The organism is Pseudomonas sp. CFBP 13711 (assembly GCF_014842265.1).
Taxonomy (GTDB): Bacteria; Pseudomonadota; Gammaproteobacteria; order Pseudomonadales; family Pseudomonadaceae; genus Aquipseudomonas.
The window spans coordinates 437555-454481 of the sequence record NZ_JACYVI010000002.1 but is presented as its reverse complement, the minus strand read 5'-3'; the positions used below and the strand labels follow the sequence as shown (position 1 = coordinate 454481).

At 60.2% G+C, this 16927-nt stretch carries 16 protein-coding genes; 15 read left to right on the top strand and 1 reads right to left on the bottom strand.

Features of this window, described 5'->3' with window-relative positions; all coding sequences use genetic code 11:
- Nucleotides 1-187 precede the first annotated feature (187 nt).
- The 9 genes from IFT47_RS06970 to IFT47_RS06930 all read left to right on the top strand — a co-directional run bounded on the left by IFT47_RS06970 (nucleotide 188) and on the right by IFT47_RS06930 (nucleotide 7431).
- Complete coding sequence (locus IFT47_RS06970) at nucleotides 188-937, top strand: electron transfer flavoprotein subunit beta/FixA family protein (protein WP_192174881.1); 750 nt, start codon at nucleotides 188-190, stop codon at nucleotides 935-937.
- Entirely contained in the window at nucleotides 937-1866 is a 930-nt protein-coding gene (locus tag IFT47_RS06965) for an electron transfer flavoprotein subunit alpha/FixB family protein (RefSeq protein WP_192174882.1), read from the top strand. The genes IFT47_RS06970 and IFT47_RS06965 overlap by 1 nt, the downstream gene beginning before the upstream one ends.
- 128 nt (nucleotides 1867-1994) lie before the next feature.
- The gene (locus IFT47_RS06960) at nucleotides 1995-2816 is read left to right on the top strand and encodes a substrate-binding periplasmic protein (protein ID WP_407073266.1); all 822 of its coding nucleotides are present in this window, start codon (nucleotides 1995-1997) and stop codon (nucleotides 2814-2816) included.
- Between the two features lie 21 nt (nucleotides 2817-2837).
- Nucleotides 2838-3191 carry a DUF4398 domain-containing protein gene (locus IFT47_RS06955; protein WP_192174908.1) on the top strand — a complete coding sequence of 118 codons (354 nt, stop codon included), beginning with the start codon at nucleotides 2838-2840 and terminating at the stop codon, nucleotides 3189-3191.
- Nucleotides 3188-4003 carry an OmpA family protein gene (locus tag IFT47_RS06950; protein WP_192174884.1) on the top strand — a complete coding sequence of 272 codons (816 nt, stop codon included), beginning with the start codon at nucleotides 3188-3190 and terminating at the stop codon, nucleotides 4001-4003. The genes IFT47_RS06955 and IFT47_RS06950 overlap by 4 nt, the downstream gene beginning before the upstream one ends.
- A 151-nt stretch (nucleotides 4004-4154) precedes the next feature.
- Complete coding sequence (locus IFT47_RS06945) at nucleotides 4155-5594, top strand: aminotransferase-like domain-containing protein (protein WP_122538388.1); 1440 nt, start codon at nucleotides 4155-4157, stop codon at nucleotides 5592-5594.
- Nucleotides 5595-5912: 318 nt separating this feature from the next.
- Nucleotides 5913-6425 carry a translation initiation factor 2 gene (locus IFT47_RS06940; RefSeq protein ID WP_192174885.1) on the top strand — a complete coding sequence of 171 codons (513 nt, stop codon included), beginning with the start codon at nucleotides 5913-5915 and terminating at the stop codon, nucleotides 6423-6425.
- Nucleotides 6426-6519: 94 nt separating this feature from the next.
- Entirely contained in the window at nucleotides 6520-6777 is a 258-nt protein-coding gene (locus IFT47_RS06935; protein WP_192174886.1) for a YkgJ family cysteine cluster protein, read from the top strand.
- A 45-nt stretch (nucleotides 6778-6822) separates the two neighbouring features.
- On the top strand, nucleotides 6823-7431 hold the full coding sequence (locus tag IFT47_RS06930; RefSeq protein ID WP_192174887.1) for an START domain-containing protein: 609 nt from the start codon (nucleotides 6823-6825) through the stop codon (nucleotides 7429-7431).
- An 85-nt stretch (nucleotides 7432-7516) separates the two neighbouring features.
- Here IFT47_RS06930 and gltA read toward each other — a convergent pair whose 3' ends face one another.
- Nucleotides 7517-8806: a citrate synthase gene (gene gltA / locus IFT47_RS06925; RefSeq protein WP_192174888.1), complete on the bottom strand. Its 1290-nt coding sequence runs from the start codon at nucleotides 8804-8806 to the stop codon at nucleotides 7517-7519.
- Nucleotides 8807-9168: 362 nt separating this feature from the next.
- On the opposite strand from gltA, the gene sdhC reads away from it, so the two are divergent.
- The 6 genes from sdhC to odhB all read left to right on the top strand — a co-directional run bounded on the left by sdhC (nucleotide 9169) and on the right by odhB (nucleotide 16791).
- Nucleotides 9169-9543, top strand: a complete 375-nt coding sequence (gene sdhC / locus IFT47_RS06920; RefSeq protein WP_133771634.1) for a succinate dehydrogenase, cytochrome b556 subunit — start codon at nucleotides 9169-9171, stop codon at nucleotides 9541-9543.
- The gene (sdhD, locus tag IFT47_RS06915; protein ID WP_122538398.1) at nucleotides 9537-9905 is read left to right on the top strand and encodes a succinate dehydrogenase, hydrophobic membrane anchor protein; all 369 of its coding nucleotides are present in this window, start codon (nucleotides 9537-9539) and stop codon (nucleotides 9903-9905) included. Before sdhC ends, sdhD begins: the two co-directional genes overlap by 7 nt.
- 3 nt (nucleotides 9906-9908) lie before the next feature.
- A complete protein-coding gene (sdhA, locus tag IFT47_RS06910; RefSeq protein ID WP_192174889.1) occupies nucleotides 9909-11681 on the top strand; it encodes a succinate dehydrogenase flavoprotein subunit in 1773 nt (590 codons plus the stop codon).
- 11 nt (nucleotides 11682-11692) lie between these two features.
- On the top strand, nucleotides 11693-12397 hold the full coding sequence (locus IFT47_RS06905; protein ID WP_122538402.1) for a succinate dehydrogenase iron-sulfur subunit: 705 nt from the start codon (nucleotides 11693-11695) through the stop codon (nucleotides 12395-12397).
- Nucleotides 12398-12666: 269 nt separating this feature from the next.
- Nucleotides 12667-15498, top strand: a complete 2832-nt coding sequence (locus IFT47_RS06900; RefSeq protein ID WP_192174890.1) for a 2-oxoglutarate dehydrogenase E1 component — start codon at nucleotides 12667-12669, stop codon at nucleotides 15496-15498.
- 42 nt (nucleotides 15499-15540) lie between these two features.
- A complete protein-coding gene (gene odhB / locus IFT47_RS06895) occupies nucleotides 15541-16791 on the top strand; it encodes a 2-oxoglutarate dehydrogenase complex dihydrolipoyllysine-residue succinyltransferase (protein ID WP_192174891.1) in 1251 nt (416 codons plus the stop codon).
- The last annotated feature ends 136 nt before the right edge of the window (nucleotides 16792-16927 follow it).

Here is a 16927-nt window from a genome sequence, read left to right as displayed (position 1 = left end):
CGCGCTGCAGTTTACACGGGCGATCGGCGTCTGGCTTGGATTGCCGCCGTAGCGTGGCCGCTTTTGCTGACATCCGCATTCAGCAACCGTGAATACGTTGTTTTCACAGGTGTTCCTTACACTGACGAGTACCCATCGCCGGGCCTGGCCTGGCGATTTCTTTTCACCGGAGAGAAACGAGGAATCCATGAAGGTTCTTGTAGCTGTCAAACGAGTGGTCGACTACAACGTCAAGGTTCGCGTCAAAGCGGATAACTCCGGCGTCGATCTCGCCAACGTCAAAATGTCGATGAACCCCTTCTGCGAAATCGCTGTAGAAGAAGCCGTGCGCCTGAAAGAGAAGGGCGTTGCGACCGAGATCGTCGTCGTTTCCATCGGCCCGACCACCGCTCAGGAGCAACTGCGTACCGCGCTGGCACTGGGTGCCGATCGCGCCATCCTCGTGGAATCCGCTGACGAACTGACCTCGCTGGCCGTGGCCAAGTTGCTCAAGGCCGTTGTCGACAAGGAGCAGCCGCAACTGGTCATTCTCGGCAAGCAGGCGATCGACAGCGACAACAACCAGACCGGCCAGATGCTGGCTGCGCTGAGCGGTTATGCCCAAGGCACCTTCGCCTCCAAAGTCGAAGTGTCCGGCGACAACGTCAACGTCACCCGTGAAATCGACGCCGGTGCGCAGACCGTATCGCTCAAGCTGCCAGCCATCGTCACCACCGACCTGCGTTTGAACGAGCCGCGCTACGCGTCGCTACCAAACATCATGAAAGCCAAGAAGAAGCCTCTCGAAGTGCTGACGCCTGATGCGTTGGGTGTTTCGACTGCGTCCACCAACAAGACCCTGAAAGTTGAAGCCCCGGCTGCCCGCAGCGCAGGCATCAAGGTCAAGTCGGTTGCTGAACTGGTTGATAAACTGAAAAACGAAGCGAAGGTGATCTGATGACGACCCTGGTTATCGCTGAGCACGAAAACGGCGCAATCGCTCCCGCCACCCTGAATACCGTTGCTGCAGCCACCAAAATCGGTGGTGACATCCACGTTCTGGTCGCCGGCCTGAACGTCGCTGCCGTCGGCGAAGCTGCTGCAAAAATCGCCGGTGTGTCCAAGGTCCTCGTGGCTGACAACGCCGCCTACGAGCACCAACTGCCGGAAAACGTCGCCCCGCTGGTGGTCGAGCTGGCTTCGGCTTACAGCCACGTACTGGCCGCTGCAACCTCCAACGGCAAGAACATCCTGCCCCGCGTCGCAGCGCACCTGGACGTCGATCAGATCTCCGAGATCATCTCGGTCGAAAGCGCTGACACCTTCAAGCGCCCGATCTATGCCGGTAACGCTATTTCGACCGTTCAGTCGTCGGCAGCCGTGAAAGTCATCACCGTTCGCGCCACCGGCTTCGATGCAGTGGCAGCCGAGGGCGGTTCTGCTTCGGTGGAAGCCGTGAGCGCAGCCCACGATGCCGGCAAGTCGTCCTTCGTCAGCGAAGAACTGGCCAAGTCCGATCGTCCGGAACTGACCGCTGCCAAGATCGTCGTTTCCGGCGGCCGCGGCATGCAGAACGGTGACAACTTCAAACACCTGTACACCCTGGCTGACAAGCTGGGTGCAGCGGTCGGCGCTTCCCGCGCGGCCGTCGACGCAGGCTTCGTGCCCAACGACATGCAGGTCGGCCAGACCGGCAAGATCGTCGCGCCGCAGCTGTACATCGCGGTCGGCATCTCCGGCGCGATCCAGCACCTGGCCGGCATGAAAGACTCCAAAGTGATTGTCGCGATCAACAAGGACGAAGAAGCGCCAATCTTCCAGGTGGCCGATTATGGCCTTGTGGCGGATCTGTTCGAAGCGATCCCGGAGTTGGAGAAGCTGGTTTAATCCACTTCCCTGACTTATAAAGAGAACCCGTTCGTTCGGGCTGCCGCAAGCGTGTTCACTATGAACCAGCGCTCAGGCAGTCGGAACTGACGGGTTTTTTTATGGGCTCAAAAAAGGACGTTGTCATGTTGTCGCCAAAGCAGACGCTGGCTTCACTGCTGAGCGGGTTGCTGTTGCTGCCGTCGCTGGCCTGGTCGGCGGGCAAGTGTGACCGGCTGATCGTCACCGGCAGCCCTGACGCCCCGCCGTACCTGTGGCGCGACCCGCAGGACCCCAAGCACCTGATGGGCGCCAATGCCGACCTGCTCAAGGAGGTGGCGCAACAGATCGGCGTCAAGGTCGAGCTGCTGTATGGCGGCAAGCGCAGCCAGGCCCTTGAAGAGGTGCGCACCGGGCGCATGGACATGCTCGCCGACACGCCGCTCAACAGCGCCGAGCTGGAATCCCTGGACTTCATCCACCCGCCCATCGCCCAGAACGAAATCATGGTCTGGACCCGCAACGGTCATGAGCAGCCGTTCAATTCCCTGGCCGATCTGCAGGGCCATCCCGGCGCCATGTCCGAAAAGACCCGCGTGACCGCCGGATTCGATGAGGCGATCAAGGCGCACCTGACGCTGGAGAAGCAGGCCAGCCTCCCCAAGGCCTTTCAGAAACTGGCGGCGGGGCAGGTCGAGTTTGTCCTCGCCGGCCGCTATGCCGGTATGGCCGTGACCCAGGCGCTGGACATCGCCAAAGACCTGCAAACCCAGCCAATGCCCCTCGATCGGCCTGGGTTCTATCTGGCGCTGTCGTTCAACTCCTCCTGCAACGATCCATGGCTGCGCGGACAGCTGGCGAAAAAAATGACAGAATTGGCGGCTTCCGGTCGCTCCAGTGAAGCCGTCACGCGCAATCTGGACCTGTGGAAAATTCAATTGCAGCAGTCCGGTAGCGCCCTCCATCAGTAGGAATGTGTTTTGAGCTTTCTTTTGAAAATCCAGCCTGTATTCGCCGCCGTCGTGCTCGCCGCCCTCGTGGGCTGTGCCAACGACCCGGCGCCCACCGAACAACTCAAGCTCACCGAACAGGCCGTCGCCCAGGCCACTGCGGTCGGTGCTACGGATGACGAACCAGACCTGGTGACAGCGCAGGCGAAGCTGGCCCAGGCTCGCGCCGACATCGCGGACAAGTCCTACAAGGACGCTCGCATGCAGGCCGAACAGGCCGAGCTGGACGCGCGTCTGGCCGAGGCTCGAGTGCTGACGCAGAAGAGCGAAGCGCAGGTGGCCCAGGTCAATATCCGCCTCGAGCGTCTGCGCAAGCAGTTGGGGGCTGGCCAATGAATGCCGTTGCGCGAAGCCTCAGTCTCGGCCTCTTGCTGGTCAGTGCCGGTCTTGCCGGCTGTGCCGGCCACCAGAACAGTGAGCAGGCGCTGCAGGGCGCCATTGCCGATTACCAGAAGGTCAAGGAAGACACCAACGTTCTGCGCAGCGCGCCGAAGGACGTCATCCGCGCCGGCGAGTTGCTGGGCAGGGCCGAGCGCCTGTCGAGCTACATCGGCAGCGCTGACGACGTCAGTCATTACGCCTACCTGAGCAGCCGTTACAGCGCGATCGCCCGGGAGCACAGCAAGCTGCTGTTGAATCAGGAAAAGCTCGCGCGGCTGGAGCTGGAACGTCAGCGTCTGCAACTGGCGCTGCGTGAAGCCAAGCTGGCCGGCGCACAGCAGCAGGGCAAGTGGGCCGAAGATCAGGTGATCAGCCTGTCGACGCAGCAGAACGAGCGCGGGCTGGTGATGACCTTGGGCGACATGCTGTTTGACACCGGCCGCGCCGAACTGAAAAGCTCGGCCAATCGCACGGTGCTGAAGGTCGTGCAGTTCCTGCAATTCAATCCCAAGCGCGTGGTGCGCATCGAGGGTTACACCGACAGCACCGGCGACGCTCAGGAAAACCTCGCGCTGTCGAAAGACCGGGCACAGGCCGTGGCTGACGTGCTGTCTGATCTGGGCATCGAGGAAGACCGGATTCAGGTCGAGGGTTACGGCGATCAGTACCCGGTGGACGCAAACACCTCCGAAAGCGGGCGTGCGCAGAATCGTCGTGTGGAAATTGTGTTCTCCGACGACAAGGGCCATCTGAGCGCGCCTCGTTAAGGATCACGGGATTGTCAGGATCCGGGTGATTCAAACACCGCGCCCTCTAGCCGGAACAGGAACTGTCACCGTACACTTCCGAACTGTTCCGGTGATCCTTTCGTTTCGATCGCCGCACGCATGATCAAAGCACGGGATCGAGGGACGCGAAATGACCAGTCTGTTGCTGTACCAACGTATTGCCCAACAGCTGGCCGAAGACATTCGCCGGGGCGTGTATCAGCCCGGCGAGCGCGTGCCCTCGGTGCGCAAGATGAGCTCCCAGCTCAACGTCAGTCATGCCACCGTCCTGCAGGCCTACGCCAATCTCGAAGACCAGGGTCTGATCCGTGCGCGGCCGCAGTCCGGTTACTACGTGCATCAAACCCCGGCCCTCACGGCGGCGACCCCCGATATCGCGCGAGTCGAGCGACCCGGTCTGGTCACCCGCGCCAGCATCATTCAACAGGTGCTGGTCGAAGCGAGGCGGGAAGGGGTGTTCGCGTTTGGCGCTGCTGTCCCTCACATCGATTACTTGCCCCTGCGCGCGTTGCATCAGCAACTGGCCAAGGTCACCCGATTTCAGAGCCCTCGGGCGTTCAATTACATGTTCAGCCCTGGGTTCGAACCGCTGCGCCGTCAGGTGGCGATTCGCATGCGCGACGCCGGCGTGGTGATCGATCCCTCTGAAGTGGTGATCACCCATGGCTGTGTCGATGCGCTGCAGATGTCGCTGCGGGTGCTGACCAGCCCGGGCGACCTGATCGCCGCAGAATCTCCGACGTACTACGGCTTGCTGCAACTGGCCGATCTGCTTGGCCTGAAAGTCATCGAAATACCCAGCGACCCGAACACCGGGATCAGCCTGGAAGCGCTGCAACTGGCGGCCAATCAGTGGTCGATCAAAGCGCTGGTGATGACCTCGCGGCTGAGCAATCCCTTGGGCAGCACCATGCCGGAAGAACGGCAGAAACACCTGCTGCGCCTGGCCTCGGACTTCGACATTCAAATCATCGAAGACGATATCTACGGCGAGTTGATGTACGAGCAGAATAAGACCAAGGCATTGAAGGCCTTCGACCGGCTGGGCCATGTCATCTACTGCTCCAGCTTCTCCAAAACCCTGTCGCCGGGAGTGCGGATCGGCTGGATGATCGCCGGGAAATATCAGGCGGAAATCCAGCGCCTGCAAACCTTCAGCACCCATTCAGCGTGCAGCGTGACGCAGATGGCGGTGGCGTCCTACCTGGAAAACGGCGGGTACGACCGGCACCTACGCTTTATCCGCCAGGAGCACCGCAAAAATCTCAGCGCGTTTCAGCTGGCGGTGCAGCAGATGTTTCCCGAAGGCACGCAGATCAGCCGGCCTGCGGGCGGGTTCATTCTCTGGATAAGTCTGCCGGGGCGGGTGAACACTCAGGAGTTGCACGTGCGCGCGCTGGAGCAGGGCATCAGCATCGCGCCGGGGCTGATTTTCAGCAACACGGAGCAGTTCAACCATTGCATCCGCCTTAACTGCGGGTTGCCGTGGAACCGGGAAGCAGAGAGGGCGCTGATGACGGTGGGCATGCTGGCCAAGCAGTTGTGCCAGGATGCCGGGCAATCCTGGTGAACTCGTAGGGTTGCCAGCTTTCCTTACTATCGGGGGAGGCGGACGAGGGAACTTGTCAGCCGCCGTGCAAAGGGCCAGCATATGGCTCCTGTCTTACTTACTGCCGTTCAGACTATGAAATCACTGCGTTGTATAAGTGTGATGTTGTTGGTGTTGCTGAGCGCCTGTGATGCGGATAAAGCGCCCACGCCACCGGCGAAAGCCACCGCCTCGGCGCCTGCCGCGTCTGCCGATGCGCCCGCTGTGGCGCCCGTGTCTCCCGAACCAGCGAAGCCTGCTTCCGGACCTGAGCCTTCGCCTGCGTTGCCGGACAAGTCTGTGGCTGACGCGCCAGCGGTCCATACCCTTGCGCCAAATATCACGACCGTGCCTGTAGTCGCATCCGGCAAGTCATCGGCTGAAGCGCCGCGAACGGTCACCAGCGCCAAAACAGCTGATGACAAAACAGCGGGCCCCAACGCCAAATCCGCCAAGGTTAAAGCGGATAACGCCGAAGTGGCGCGGCGCGCTCCGGTGGCCAGCAAGAGCAAATCGGCGTCTCAAGTGGTCAAGGAAACCAAGCTCAACAAAGTCCCGCTGGACCTGAGCCTGCCCCCCGAGATGGTCAAACAGTTGACCCCGCCGTCCAACGTGATCACTGCCGCGTCGAAGGCCAAAGCCCCGTCAGCCGGCGCCAAGCCGCTGCTTCCGAAGATGTTCCCTGATGCGAACGCTGACCCGGACTTCCAGATGCAAGGCCGTCTGCTGAGCAACGAAATGGACCTGCAGTTGCGCAATGAGGCGCGCAAGGACGTGGAAGGCGCCGCGCTGGATTTCACCTTTAAAAAGTGATGAACCCATGACGCTGTCAGAGCGCTCGATTTCAAACGTGTGTTTTAGCGCGTAAGATCAGGCCATCGTTCTCACTGCCACACAGGTTCTTTTCATGGAATGCCGTCCAGGCTGCGGCGCGTGCTGCATCGCGCCGTCCATTACCTCACCGATTCCCGGGATGCCCAACGGCAAGCCTGCGGGCATGCGCTGTCTGCACTTGTCGCTGGATATGCTCTGCGGCATTTTTGGACAGCCGGGCAGGCCGGCGGTGTGTGGTCAGTTTGCGGCGGACCCTGAGGTGTGTGGCACCGGCCCCGAGGACGCGATCCGTCTGATCGGCTGGTGGGAAAACATGACATCGGTGGCGTGAAGCGCACCCGAGGCGCGACTGAACTTCAACAATAAGGAACACCATATGAGTTCGCTGTACCGCATTGCTTTCGGCTTGGGACTGACTGTATGGGTGGCTGCTTCAGCGCAGGCTGAAGAGTGGAAAGTCGCGAAGAACGAGGAGGGCATCAAGGTCTCCCTCAGCGAAGTTCCCGGATCGCAGTACAAGGCTTATCAAGGCGTGACCACCATCAAGGCGGGCATCGGCAAGCTCAGAGCGCTGCAGGAAGACGTAGCCGCTGCCTGCGCGTGGATTCACGAGTGCAAGCTGCAGAAGATCCTCAAGCACGACGGCGACAAGACCTGGACCTACTCCCAGTTCAACACGCCGTGGCCGGTCACGCCGCGGGATTCGGTGCTGAAAGTGACGACGGTGGAGGGCGCCGATGGCAGCGTGACCCGTGAGCTGGAAGGCGAGCCCAAGTACATCCCGGAAGAGAAGGGCTTTGTGCGGGTGGCGCAGGTTGAGGGGTTCTGGAAGTTCGTGCCCAAGGGCGACAACCTGACCGAGGTGACCTATCAGGTGCACACCGAGCCTGGCGGCAGCGTGCCGTCCTGGCTGGCGAACAAGTTCGTGGTGGATGCGCCGTTCAACACCCTAAAAGCGCTGAAGGACCGAGCCGAGAAGAACTGATCGGTTCGCTCGCGACGCTAAAGCCACACACTAAAAAGGCTGCCCGAGGGCAGCCTTTTTTTGCGTCGTCGTGGTGGCTGTCGAGTTATTTGCGCTCGGCCAGCGGAACGATGTCGCGCGACACTTCGCCGGTGTACAGCTGGCGTGGACGGCCGATTTTGTACGGGCTGGAGAGCATTTCTTTCCAGTGAGAGATCCAGCCGACAGTTCGCGCCAGGGCGAAAATCACGGTGAACATACTGGTCGGGATGCCGATTGCCTTGAGGATGATGCCCGAGTAGAAGTCGACGTTCGGGTACAGCGAGCGTTCGATGAAGTACGGGTCGGTCAGGGCGATCTCTTCGAGACGCATGGCCAGCTCGAGCTGCGGGTCATTGGTGATGCCCAGTTCGCGCAGGACTTCGTCGCAGGTCTGTTTCATCACGGTGGCGCGCGGGTCGCGGTTCTTGTAAACCCGGTGACCGAAGCCCATCAGCTTGAACGAATCGTTCTTGTCCTTGGCCTTGGCGATGTAGGTGTCGATGTTGGACACATCGCCGATCTCATCGAGCATGGTCAGCACGGCTTCGTTCGCGCCACCGTGGGCAGGGCCCCAGAGTGCGGCGATACCGGCGGCGATACAGGCAAACGGGTTGGCGCCCGACGAGCCTGCCATGCGCACGGTGGACGTCGAGGCGTTCTGTTCGTGGTCGGCGTGGAGGATGAAAATCCGGTCCATGGCCTTGGCCAGCGTCGGGCTGATCGGTTTGATCTCGCACGGCGTGTTAAACATCATGTGCAGGAAGTTTTCCGCGTAGCTGAGGTCGTTGCGCGGGTACATCATGGGTTGACCCATGGAGTACTTGTAAACCATGGCCGCCAGGGTCGGCATCTTGGCGACCAGACGGATCGCGGAGATTTCGCGGTGCTGCGGATTATTGATGTCCAGTGAGTCGTGGTAGAACGCCGAGAGGGCACCGACCACACCGCACATGACCGCCATCGGGTGGGCGTCGCGACGGAAACCGTTGAAGAAGGTCTTGAGTTGCTCGTGCACCATGGTGTGATTCTTCACGGTGACGACGAATTCGGCTTTTTGCTCGGCGGTTGGCAGTTCGCCGTTGAGCAGCAGGTAGCAGGTTTCCAGGTAGTCCGATTGCTCGGCCAGCTGTTCGATCGGGTAGCCGCGATGCAGGAGAATGCCGTTGTCACCATCGATGTAGGTGATCTTCGATTCGCATGAGGCGGTGGACATGAAGCCAGGGTCAAATGTGAAGCGTCCGGTGGCAGTCAGGCCGCGTACGTCGATAACATCGGGACCAACGGTGCCGGTCAGAATGGGCAGCTCGACGGGGGCTGCGCCCTCGATGATCAACTGCGCTTTTTTATCAGCCATGTGGCCTCCTAATTATGCTTCAAATCATCAGACAGACCCCCCACGCAGGGCCCGCATCACTATAGTGAGATAAATTCTAAAGTCAATTTGCCAAAAGTCTTGTAGCAGAAGGCTTTAACGCAGGGTTTTCGTCGAAATTACGGGCCATTTACGCCAATTATCGGGCTAAAGCAATCCACCCTTGGGACAGGGTCTGCGCGTTGTCATTAGTTGGCTAACTGTCTATACTCGGCGTCCGACCGCCAGGGGCTTTCAGGCCCGATTCAACGGGGTTGGTCACTTCCTGGGTAGTGGGTACCTGACCAGTACACTTCCCAACAACTTGCCCTGAGTGTTAGGGCTCTTCAGTGTGAAAAAAAGCCGTGAAAAGCCAACGACCTGTAAACCTAGACCTAAGGACCATCAAACTCCCTATCACTGCTTACACGTCCATCCTTCACCGTATCTCCGGTGTCATCCTCTTCGTCGGCATTGCCATCATGCTTTATGCATTGGACCTGTCGCTCGACTCCGAGGAAGGCTTCGCGTCGGTGAAAGCGGGACTGACCAGTCCGCTGGCCAAGTTCGTGATCTGGGCTCTTCTGTCCGCACTGCTGTATCACCTGGTGGCGGGCGTCCGTCATCTCATCATGGACTCGGGCATCGGCGAGACGCTGGAAGGCGGCAAGCTGGGCTCTAAAATCGTTATCGCCGTGTCTGTGGTGGTGATCGTTCTGGCAGGAGTGTGGATATGGTAACCAACGTCACCAACCTTTCTCGTTCGGGCCTGTATGACTGGATGGCGCAACGCGTCTCCGCCGTCGTACTCGCGGCTTATTTCATTTTCCTGATCGGGTACCTGATCGCTCACCCTGGCATCGAATACGCCACGTGGCACGCGCTCTTCTCCCATAACGCAATGCGCATCTTCAGCCTGTTGGCCCTTGTAGCCCTGGCGGCTCACACCTGGGTTGGCATGTGGACCATCGCGACCGACTACCTGACGCCGATGGCGCTGGGCAAGTCCGCGACAGTGGTGCGTTTCCTTTTTCAGGCGGTGTGCGGCATTGCGATGTTCGCTTACTTCGTCTGGGGTGTGCAGATTCTTTGGGGTATCTGATTCATGGCTAACATTAATACGCTTTCATTCGACGCCATTATCATTGGCGGCGGCGGTGCGGGCATGCGTGCCGCATTGCAGCTGGCTCAGGGCGGCCACAAGACCGCTGTCGTCACCAAGGTCTTCCCGACTCGCTCCCACACCGTTTCCGCCCAGGGTGGCATCACCTGCGCAATCGCTTCGGCCGACCCGAACGATGACTGGCGCTGGCACATGTACGACACCGTCAAGGGCTCCGACTACATCGGTGACCAGGACGCTATCGAATACATGTGTTCCGTTGGCCCGGAAGCCGTGTTCGAGCTCGAGCACATGGGTCTGCCGTTCTCCCGTACCGAGCAGGGCCGCATCTATCAGCGTCCGTTCGGCGGTCAGTCGAAGGACTTCGGCAAGGGCGGTCAGGCTGCACGTACCTGTGCCGCTGCCGACCGTACCGGTCACGCGCTGCTGCACACCCTGTATCAGGCCAACCTGAAAGCCGGCACCGTATTCCTGAACGAGTACTACGCAGTTGATCTGGTGAAGAATCAGGACGGCGCGTTCGTCGGCATCATCGCCATCTGTATCGAAACCGGTGAAACCTCCTACATCCGCGCCGACGCGACTGTATTGGCCACCGGCGGTGCCGGCCGCATCTATTCCTCCACCACCAACGCCCTGATCAACACCGGCGACGGCGTGGGCATGGCGTTGCGTGCCGGTGTACCTGTGCAGGACATCGAAATGTGGCAGTTCCACCCGACCGGCATTGCCGGCGCAGGTGTACTGGTCACCGAAGGCTGCCGTGGTGAAGGCGGTTACCTGATCAACAAGCACGGCGAGCGTTTCATGGAACGCTACGCGCCGAACGCCAAGGACCTTGCCGGTCGTGACGTGGTGGCTCGCTCGATGGTTAAAGAGATCATCGCCGGCAACGGTTGCGGTCCTGACGGCGACCACGTAATGCTCAAGCTTGATCACCTCGGTGAAGAAGTGCTGCACAGCCGTCTGCCAGGGATCATGGAACTGTCCAAGACCTTCGCACACGTCGATCCAGCCGTGGCGCCAATCCCTGTCGTACCGACCTGCCACTACATGATGGGCGGCGTTGCCACCAACATTCATGGTCAGGCGATCACCCAGGACGCCGCCGGCGTCGACACCATCATCCCGGGCCTGTTCGCGGTCGGTGAAGTGGCGTGCGTATCGGTTCACGGCGCCAACCGTCTGGGCGGCAACTCGCTGCTCGACCTGGTGGTCTTCGGTCGTGCTGCGGGTCTGCACCTGGAGCAGGCGCTCAACGAGGGCGTCGACTACCGTCGCGCTTCCGAAACCGACATCGACGTCGCGCTGGCTCGCCTCAATGGCCTGAACTCCCGCACCGATGGCGAAGACGTCGCGACCCTGCGCAAAGAGCTGCAGAGCTGCATGCAGAACTACTTCGGTGTGTTCCGTACCGGCGAATACATGCAGAAGGGTATTGCCCAGCTGGCTGACCTGCGCACGCGCATCGCCAACGTCAAGATCAACGACAAGAGCCAGGCGTTCAACACTGCCCGGATCGAAGCGCTGGAGCTGCAGAACCTGCTGGAAGTCGCTGAAGCAACGGCGATCGCCGCAGAGCATCGCAAGGAGTCCCGTGGCGCTCACGCCCGTGAAGACTTCGAAGATCGCGACGACGAGAACTGGCTGTGCCACACCCTGTACTTCCCGGGTGAAAAACGCGTAGCCAAGCGTGCCGTGAACTTCTCGCCGAAAACTGTTCCGACTTTTGAACCTAAGATTCGGACTTATTAAGGGTGACCGCCATGTTGCAAGTCAGTGTTTATCGCTACAACCCTGATCAGGACGCCGCGCCGTTCATGCAGGATTTCCAGGTCGACACCGGTGGCAAGGACCTGATGGTGCTGGACGTGCTGGCTCTGGTCAAAGAGCAGGACGAAGGCTTCTCGTACCGTCGTTCGTGCCGCGAAGGCGTGTGCGGTTCCGACGGCATGAACATCAACGGCAAGAATGGCCTGGCCTGCATCACGCCTCTGTCGGCTGTGGTCAAGGGCAACAAGCTGGTGGTTCGCCCACTGCCTGGTCTGCCGGTCATCCGTGACCTCGCCGTCGACATGAGCATCTTCTACAAGCAATACGAGAAGGTGAAGCCATTCCTGCAGAACGATACGCCGGCTCCGTCCATCGAGCGCCTGCAGACCCCGGAAGAGCGGGAAAAACTCGACGGCCTGTACGAGTGCATTCTGTGCGCTTGCTGCTCGACGTCCTGCCCGTCCTTCTGGTGGAACCCCGACAAGTTCCTGGGTCCTGCTGCGATCCTGCAAGCCTATCGTTTCCTGGCTGACAGCCGCGACACCCGGACGCAAGAGCGTCTGGCGTCCATGGACGATCCGTTCAGTGTGTTCCGCTGCCGCGGCATCATGAACTGCGTCAACGTGTGTCCGAAAGGCCTTAACCCAACCAAGGCTATTGGTCACGTGCGCAACATGCTGCTCAAAAGCGGTGTCTGAGTTTGCCGCACCTGTAACATCGCAGCACCCGCTACTGCAGCACCCGTAAACGCTGCGGCGCAGGCTTCAACCGGCGCCGTAGTTTTAACCTGAGCAGTTGTCGTATGGCTTCAGCTCTTATTTTGAAGAAATGAAACCAGCAGGGGCATCCGGGCTGGTACCCGGACTATCTGCGTGATCCCTAGTGACTTGAAGTCGCTGCACATGGACTTTTCAAGTTTGCGCTGGCATCGACGCCGATGGTGTCCCCTAATCGAGGGTGACCAAGCATGCAAGAAAGCGTGATGCAGCGCATGTGGAACAGCGCCCACCTTTCCGGTGGTAACGCTGCCTATGTGGAAGAGCTCTACGAGCTCTACCTGCACGACCCTAACGCTGTGCCAGAAGAGTGGCGCACCTATTTTCAGACGTTGCCGGCTGACGGCAGCACTGCCACCGATGTATCGCACTCTACGGTTCGCGATCATTTTGTGTTGCTGGGGAAAAACCAGCGCCGCGCCCAACCGGTCTCTGCCGGCAGCGTGAGCAGCGAGCATGAAAAGAAGCAAGTTGAAGTGCTGCGACTTATCCAGGCATTCCGTATGCGCGGCCATCAGGGTGCGCAACTCGATCCTCTGGGTCTGTGGAAGCGTACTGCGCCAGCTGACCTGTCGATCAACCATTACGGTTTGACCAACGCTGACCTCGATACCACATTCCGTGCCGGCGACCTGTTCATCGGCAAGGAAGAAGCGAGCCTACGCGAAATCGTCGAAGCGTTGCAGCAGACATATTGCCGCACCATCGGCGCCGAGTTCACGCACATCGTCGATTCCAACCAGCGCAACTGGTTCATGCAGCGCCTCGAAAGCGTGCGCGGCCGTCCTGCCTATTCCGCCGACATCAAGAGCCACCTGCTCGAGCGCGTCACGGCGGGCGAGGGTCTGGAGAAGTACCTGGGCACCAAATACCCGGGCACCAAGCGTTTCGGTCTGGAAGGCGGCGAAAGCCTGATCCCGATGCTCGACGAGCTGATTCAGCGCTCCGGTTCCTACGGCACCAAGGAAGTCGTCATCGGCATGGCCCACCGTGGCCGTCTGAACGTGCTGGTTAACACCTTCGGCAAGAACCCGCGCGACCTGTTCGACGAGTTCGAAGGCAAGAAGAAGGTCGAACTGGGCTCCGGTGACGTCAAGTACCACCAGGGCTTCTCGTCCAACGTGATGACTACCGGCGGCGAAGTCCACCTGGCGATGGCGTTCAACCCGTCCCACCTGGAAATCGTTTCCCCTGTGGTGGAAGGTTCGGTGCGTGCCCGTCAGGACCGTCGTAACGACGCCACTGGCGAGAAAGTGCTGCCGATCTCGATCCACGGTGACGCTGCGTTCGCTGGCCAGGGTGTGGTGCTGGAAACCTTCCAGATGTCGCAGACACGTGGCTTCAAGACGGGCGGCACGATTCACATCGTGATCAACAACCAGGTCGGCTTCACCATCAGCAAGCAGGAAGACTCGCGCTCTACCGAGTACGCGACCGACGTTGCCAAGATGATTCAGGCGCCGATCCTCCATGTGAATGGCGATGATCCGGAAGCCGTGCTGTTCGTGACCCAGTTGGCGATCGACTACCGCATGCAGTTCAAGCGTGACGTGGTCATCGACCTGGTCTGCTACCGTCGTCGCGGCCACAACGAAGCCGACGAACCGAGCGGCACCCAGCCGCTGATGTACCAGCAGATTGCCAAGCAGCGCACCACCCGTGAGCTGTACGCCGATTCTCTGGCCGCCGCCGGCATCCTCAACGCCGAAGCCGCTCAGGCCAAGGTCGACGAGTACCGCAACGCGCTGGACAACGGCATGCATGTGGTCAAAAGCCTGGTCAAAGAGCCGAACAAGGAATTGTTCGTCGACTGGCGTCCGTACCTGGGTCACGCGTGGACGGCACGTCACGACACCAGTTTCGACCTCAAGACGCTCCAGGAACTGTCAGCCAAGCTGATGGAAGTGCCAGAAGGTTTCGTGGTTCAGCGTCAGGTCCAGAAAATCTACGAAGACCGCCAGAAGATGCAAGTCGGTGGACTTCCGATCAACTGGGGCTACGCGGAAACCATGGCTTACGCCACGCTGGCATTCGAAGGCCATCAGGTGCGCATCACCGGGCAGGACGTCGGTCGCGGTACGTTCTCGCACCGTCACGCCGTGCTGCACAACCAGAAAGACGGCGCGACCTACGTGCCTCTGCAGAACCTGTACGCCGGTCAGCCTCGTTTCGACCTGTACGACTCGTTCCTGTCGGAAGAAGCCGTGCTGGCGTTCGAATACGGTTACTCGACCACTCAGCCCAATGCGCTGGTGATCTGGGAAGCCCAGTTCGGTGACTTTGCCAACGGTGCACAGGTCGTGATCGACCAGTTCATCACCAGCGGCGAGCACAAGTGGGGCCGTCTGTGCGGTCTGACCATGCTGTTGCCCCATGGCTACGAAGGGCAGGGCCCGGAGCACTCATCGGCACGTCTTGAGCGTTACCTGCAATTGTGCGCCGAGCACAACATTCAGGTCTGCGTACCGACCACCCCGGCTCAGATCTACCATCTGTTGCGCCGTCAGGTGATCCGTCCGCTGCGCAAGCCGCTGATCGTGTTGACGCCGAAGTCGTTGCTGCGCCACAAGCTGGCCGTGTCGACCCTGGAAGATCTGGCCCATGGCTCGTTCCAGACCGTCATCCCGGAAATCGACACCCTCGATGCCGCGAAAGTGACGCGTCTGGTGCTGTGCAGCGGCAAGGTCTACTACGACCTGCTGGAAAAACGCCGTGCCGAAGGCCGCGAAGACATCGCCATCGTGCGTCTCGAGCAGCTCTATCCGTTCCCGGAAGACGACCTGATGGAGGCCATCGCGCCTTACACCAACCTGACCAACGTGGTCTGGTGTCAGGAAGAACCGATGAACCAGGGCGCCTGGTACAGCAGTCAGCACCACCTGCGCCGCAGCATCGGCAATCACAACCGCAACCTCGTTCTCGAGTATGCCGGCCGTGATGCTTCCGCTGCTCCTGCTTGTGGATACGCTTCGATGCACGCCGAACAGCAGGAAAAACTGCTGAAAGACGCGTTCTCCGTTTAACGCCTTCGCGCACTAGAAACCGAATTAAAGGAATTACAGATAATGGCTATTGAGATCAAAGCCCCCTCTTTCCCGGAATCCGTTGCCGACGGCACCGTTGCCACCTGGCACAAGAAACCGGGCGACGCCGTCAAGCGTGATGACCTGATCGTTGATATCGAAACCGACAAGGTCGTTCTGGAAGTACTGGCCGAAGCTGACGGCGTACTGGGCGCAATCGTTGCCGAAGAGGGCGCCACTGTCCTGTCGAACCAGTTGCTGGGCTCGATCGAAGAAGGCGGCGCTGCTGCCGCTCCAGCTGCTTCCGCTCCAGCCGCCGCTGCATCGGCTCCTGCCGCTGCGCCTGCCCAGGCTGCTGCTGCCCCAGCCGCTGCTTCCGTTGACGAAGACGCGATCGGCGCTCCGGCTGCCCGCAAGCTGGCCGAAGAAAACGGCATCAACCTGTCCAGCGTCAAAGGCACTGGCAAAGACGGTCGTGTTACCAAGGAAGACGTCGTCGCTGCCATCGAAGCGAAGAAATCCGCTCCGGCCGCCGCGCCTGCCGCCAAGCCTGCTGCTGCAGCCGCTGCTCCTGTGACCGCCGTTGGCGACCGCACCGAGAAGCGCGTGCCGATGACCCGTCTGCGCGCCAAGGTTGCCGAGCGTCTGGTTGAAGCTCAGTCGAACATGGCGATGCTGACCACCTTCAACGAAGTCGACATGACCGAAGTCATGGCGCTGCGTTCGAAGTACAAGGACCTGTTCGAGAAGTCCCACAACGGCGTACGCCTGGGCTTCATGTCGTTCTTCGTCAAGGCAGCGACCGAAGCGCTGAAACGCTACCCGGCCGTCAACGCTTCGATCGACGGCACCGACATTGTCTACCACGGTTATGCCGACGTCGGCGTTGCCGTGTCGAGCGATCGTGGCTTGGTGGTTCCGGTGCTGCGCAATGCCGAGCAGATGAGCCTGGCTGAAATCGAAGGCGGCATCGCCACCTTCGGCAAGAAAGCCCGTGACGGCAAACTGTCCATCGACGAGATGACTGGCGGTACCTTCACCATCACCAACGGTGGTACTTTCGGTTCGATGATGTCGACCCCGATCGTCAACCCGCCGCAAGCGGCCATCCTGGGCATGCACAACATTCTGCAGCGTCCTATGGCGATCAACGGTCAGGTCGTCATCCGTCCGATGATGTATCTGGCGCTGTCCTACGATCACCGCCTGATCGACGGTAAAGAAGCCGTGACGTTCCTGGTGACCATCAAGAACCTGCTGGAAGACCCGGCGCGTCTGTTGCTGGACATCTAACGAAGCAGCGTCAAGCTGCAATCCGAAAGCTTCAAGTCAGAAGCGGTACGGTATGCAGCTTGTCACTCGCGGTTGGTATCAATGAATAAGTCGCAAGCCGATCCTGCAGTTCATCGCAGGTCAGCTTGTAGCTTGC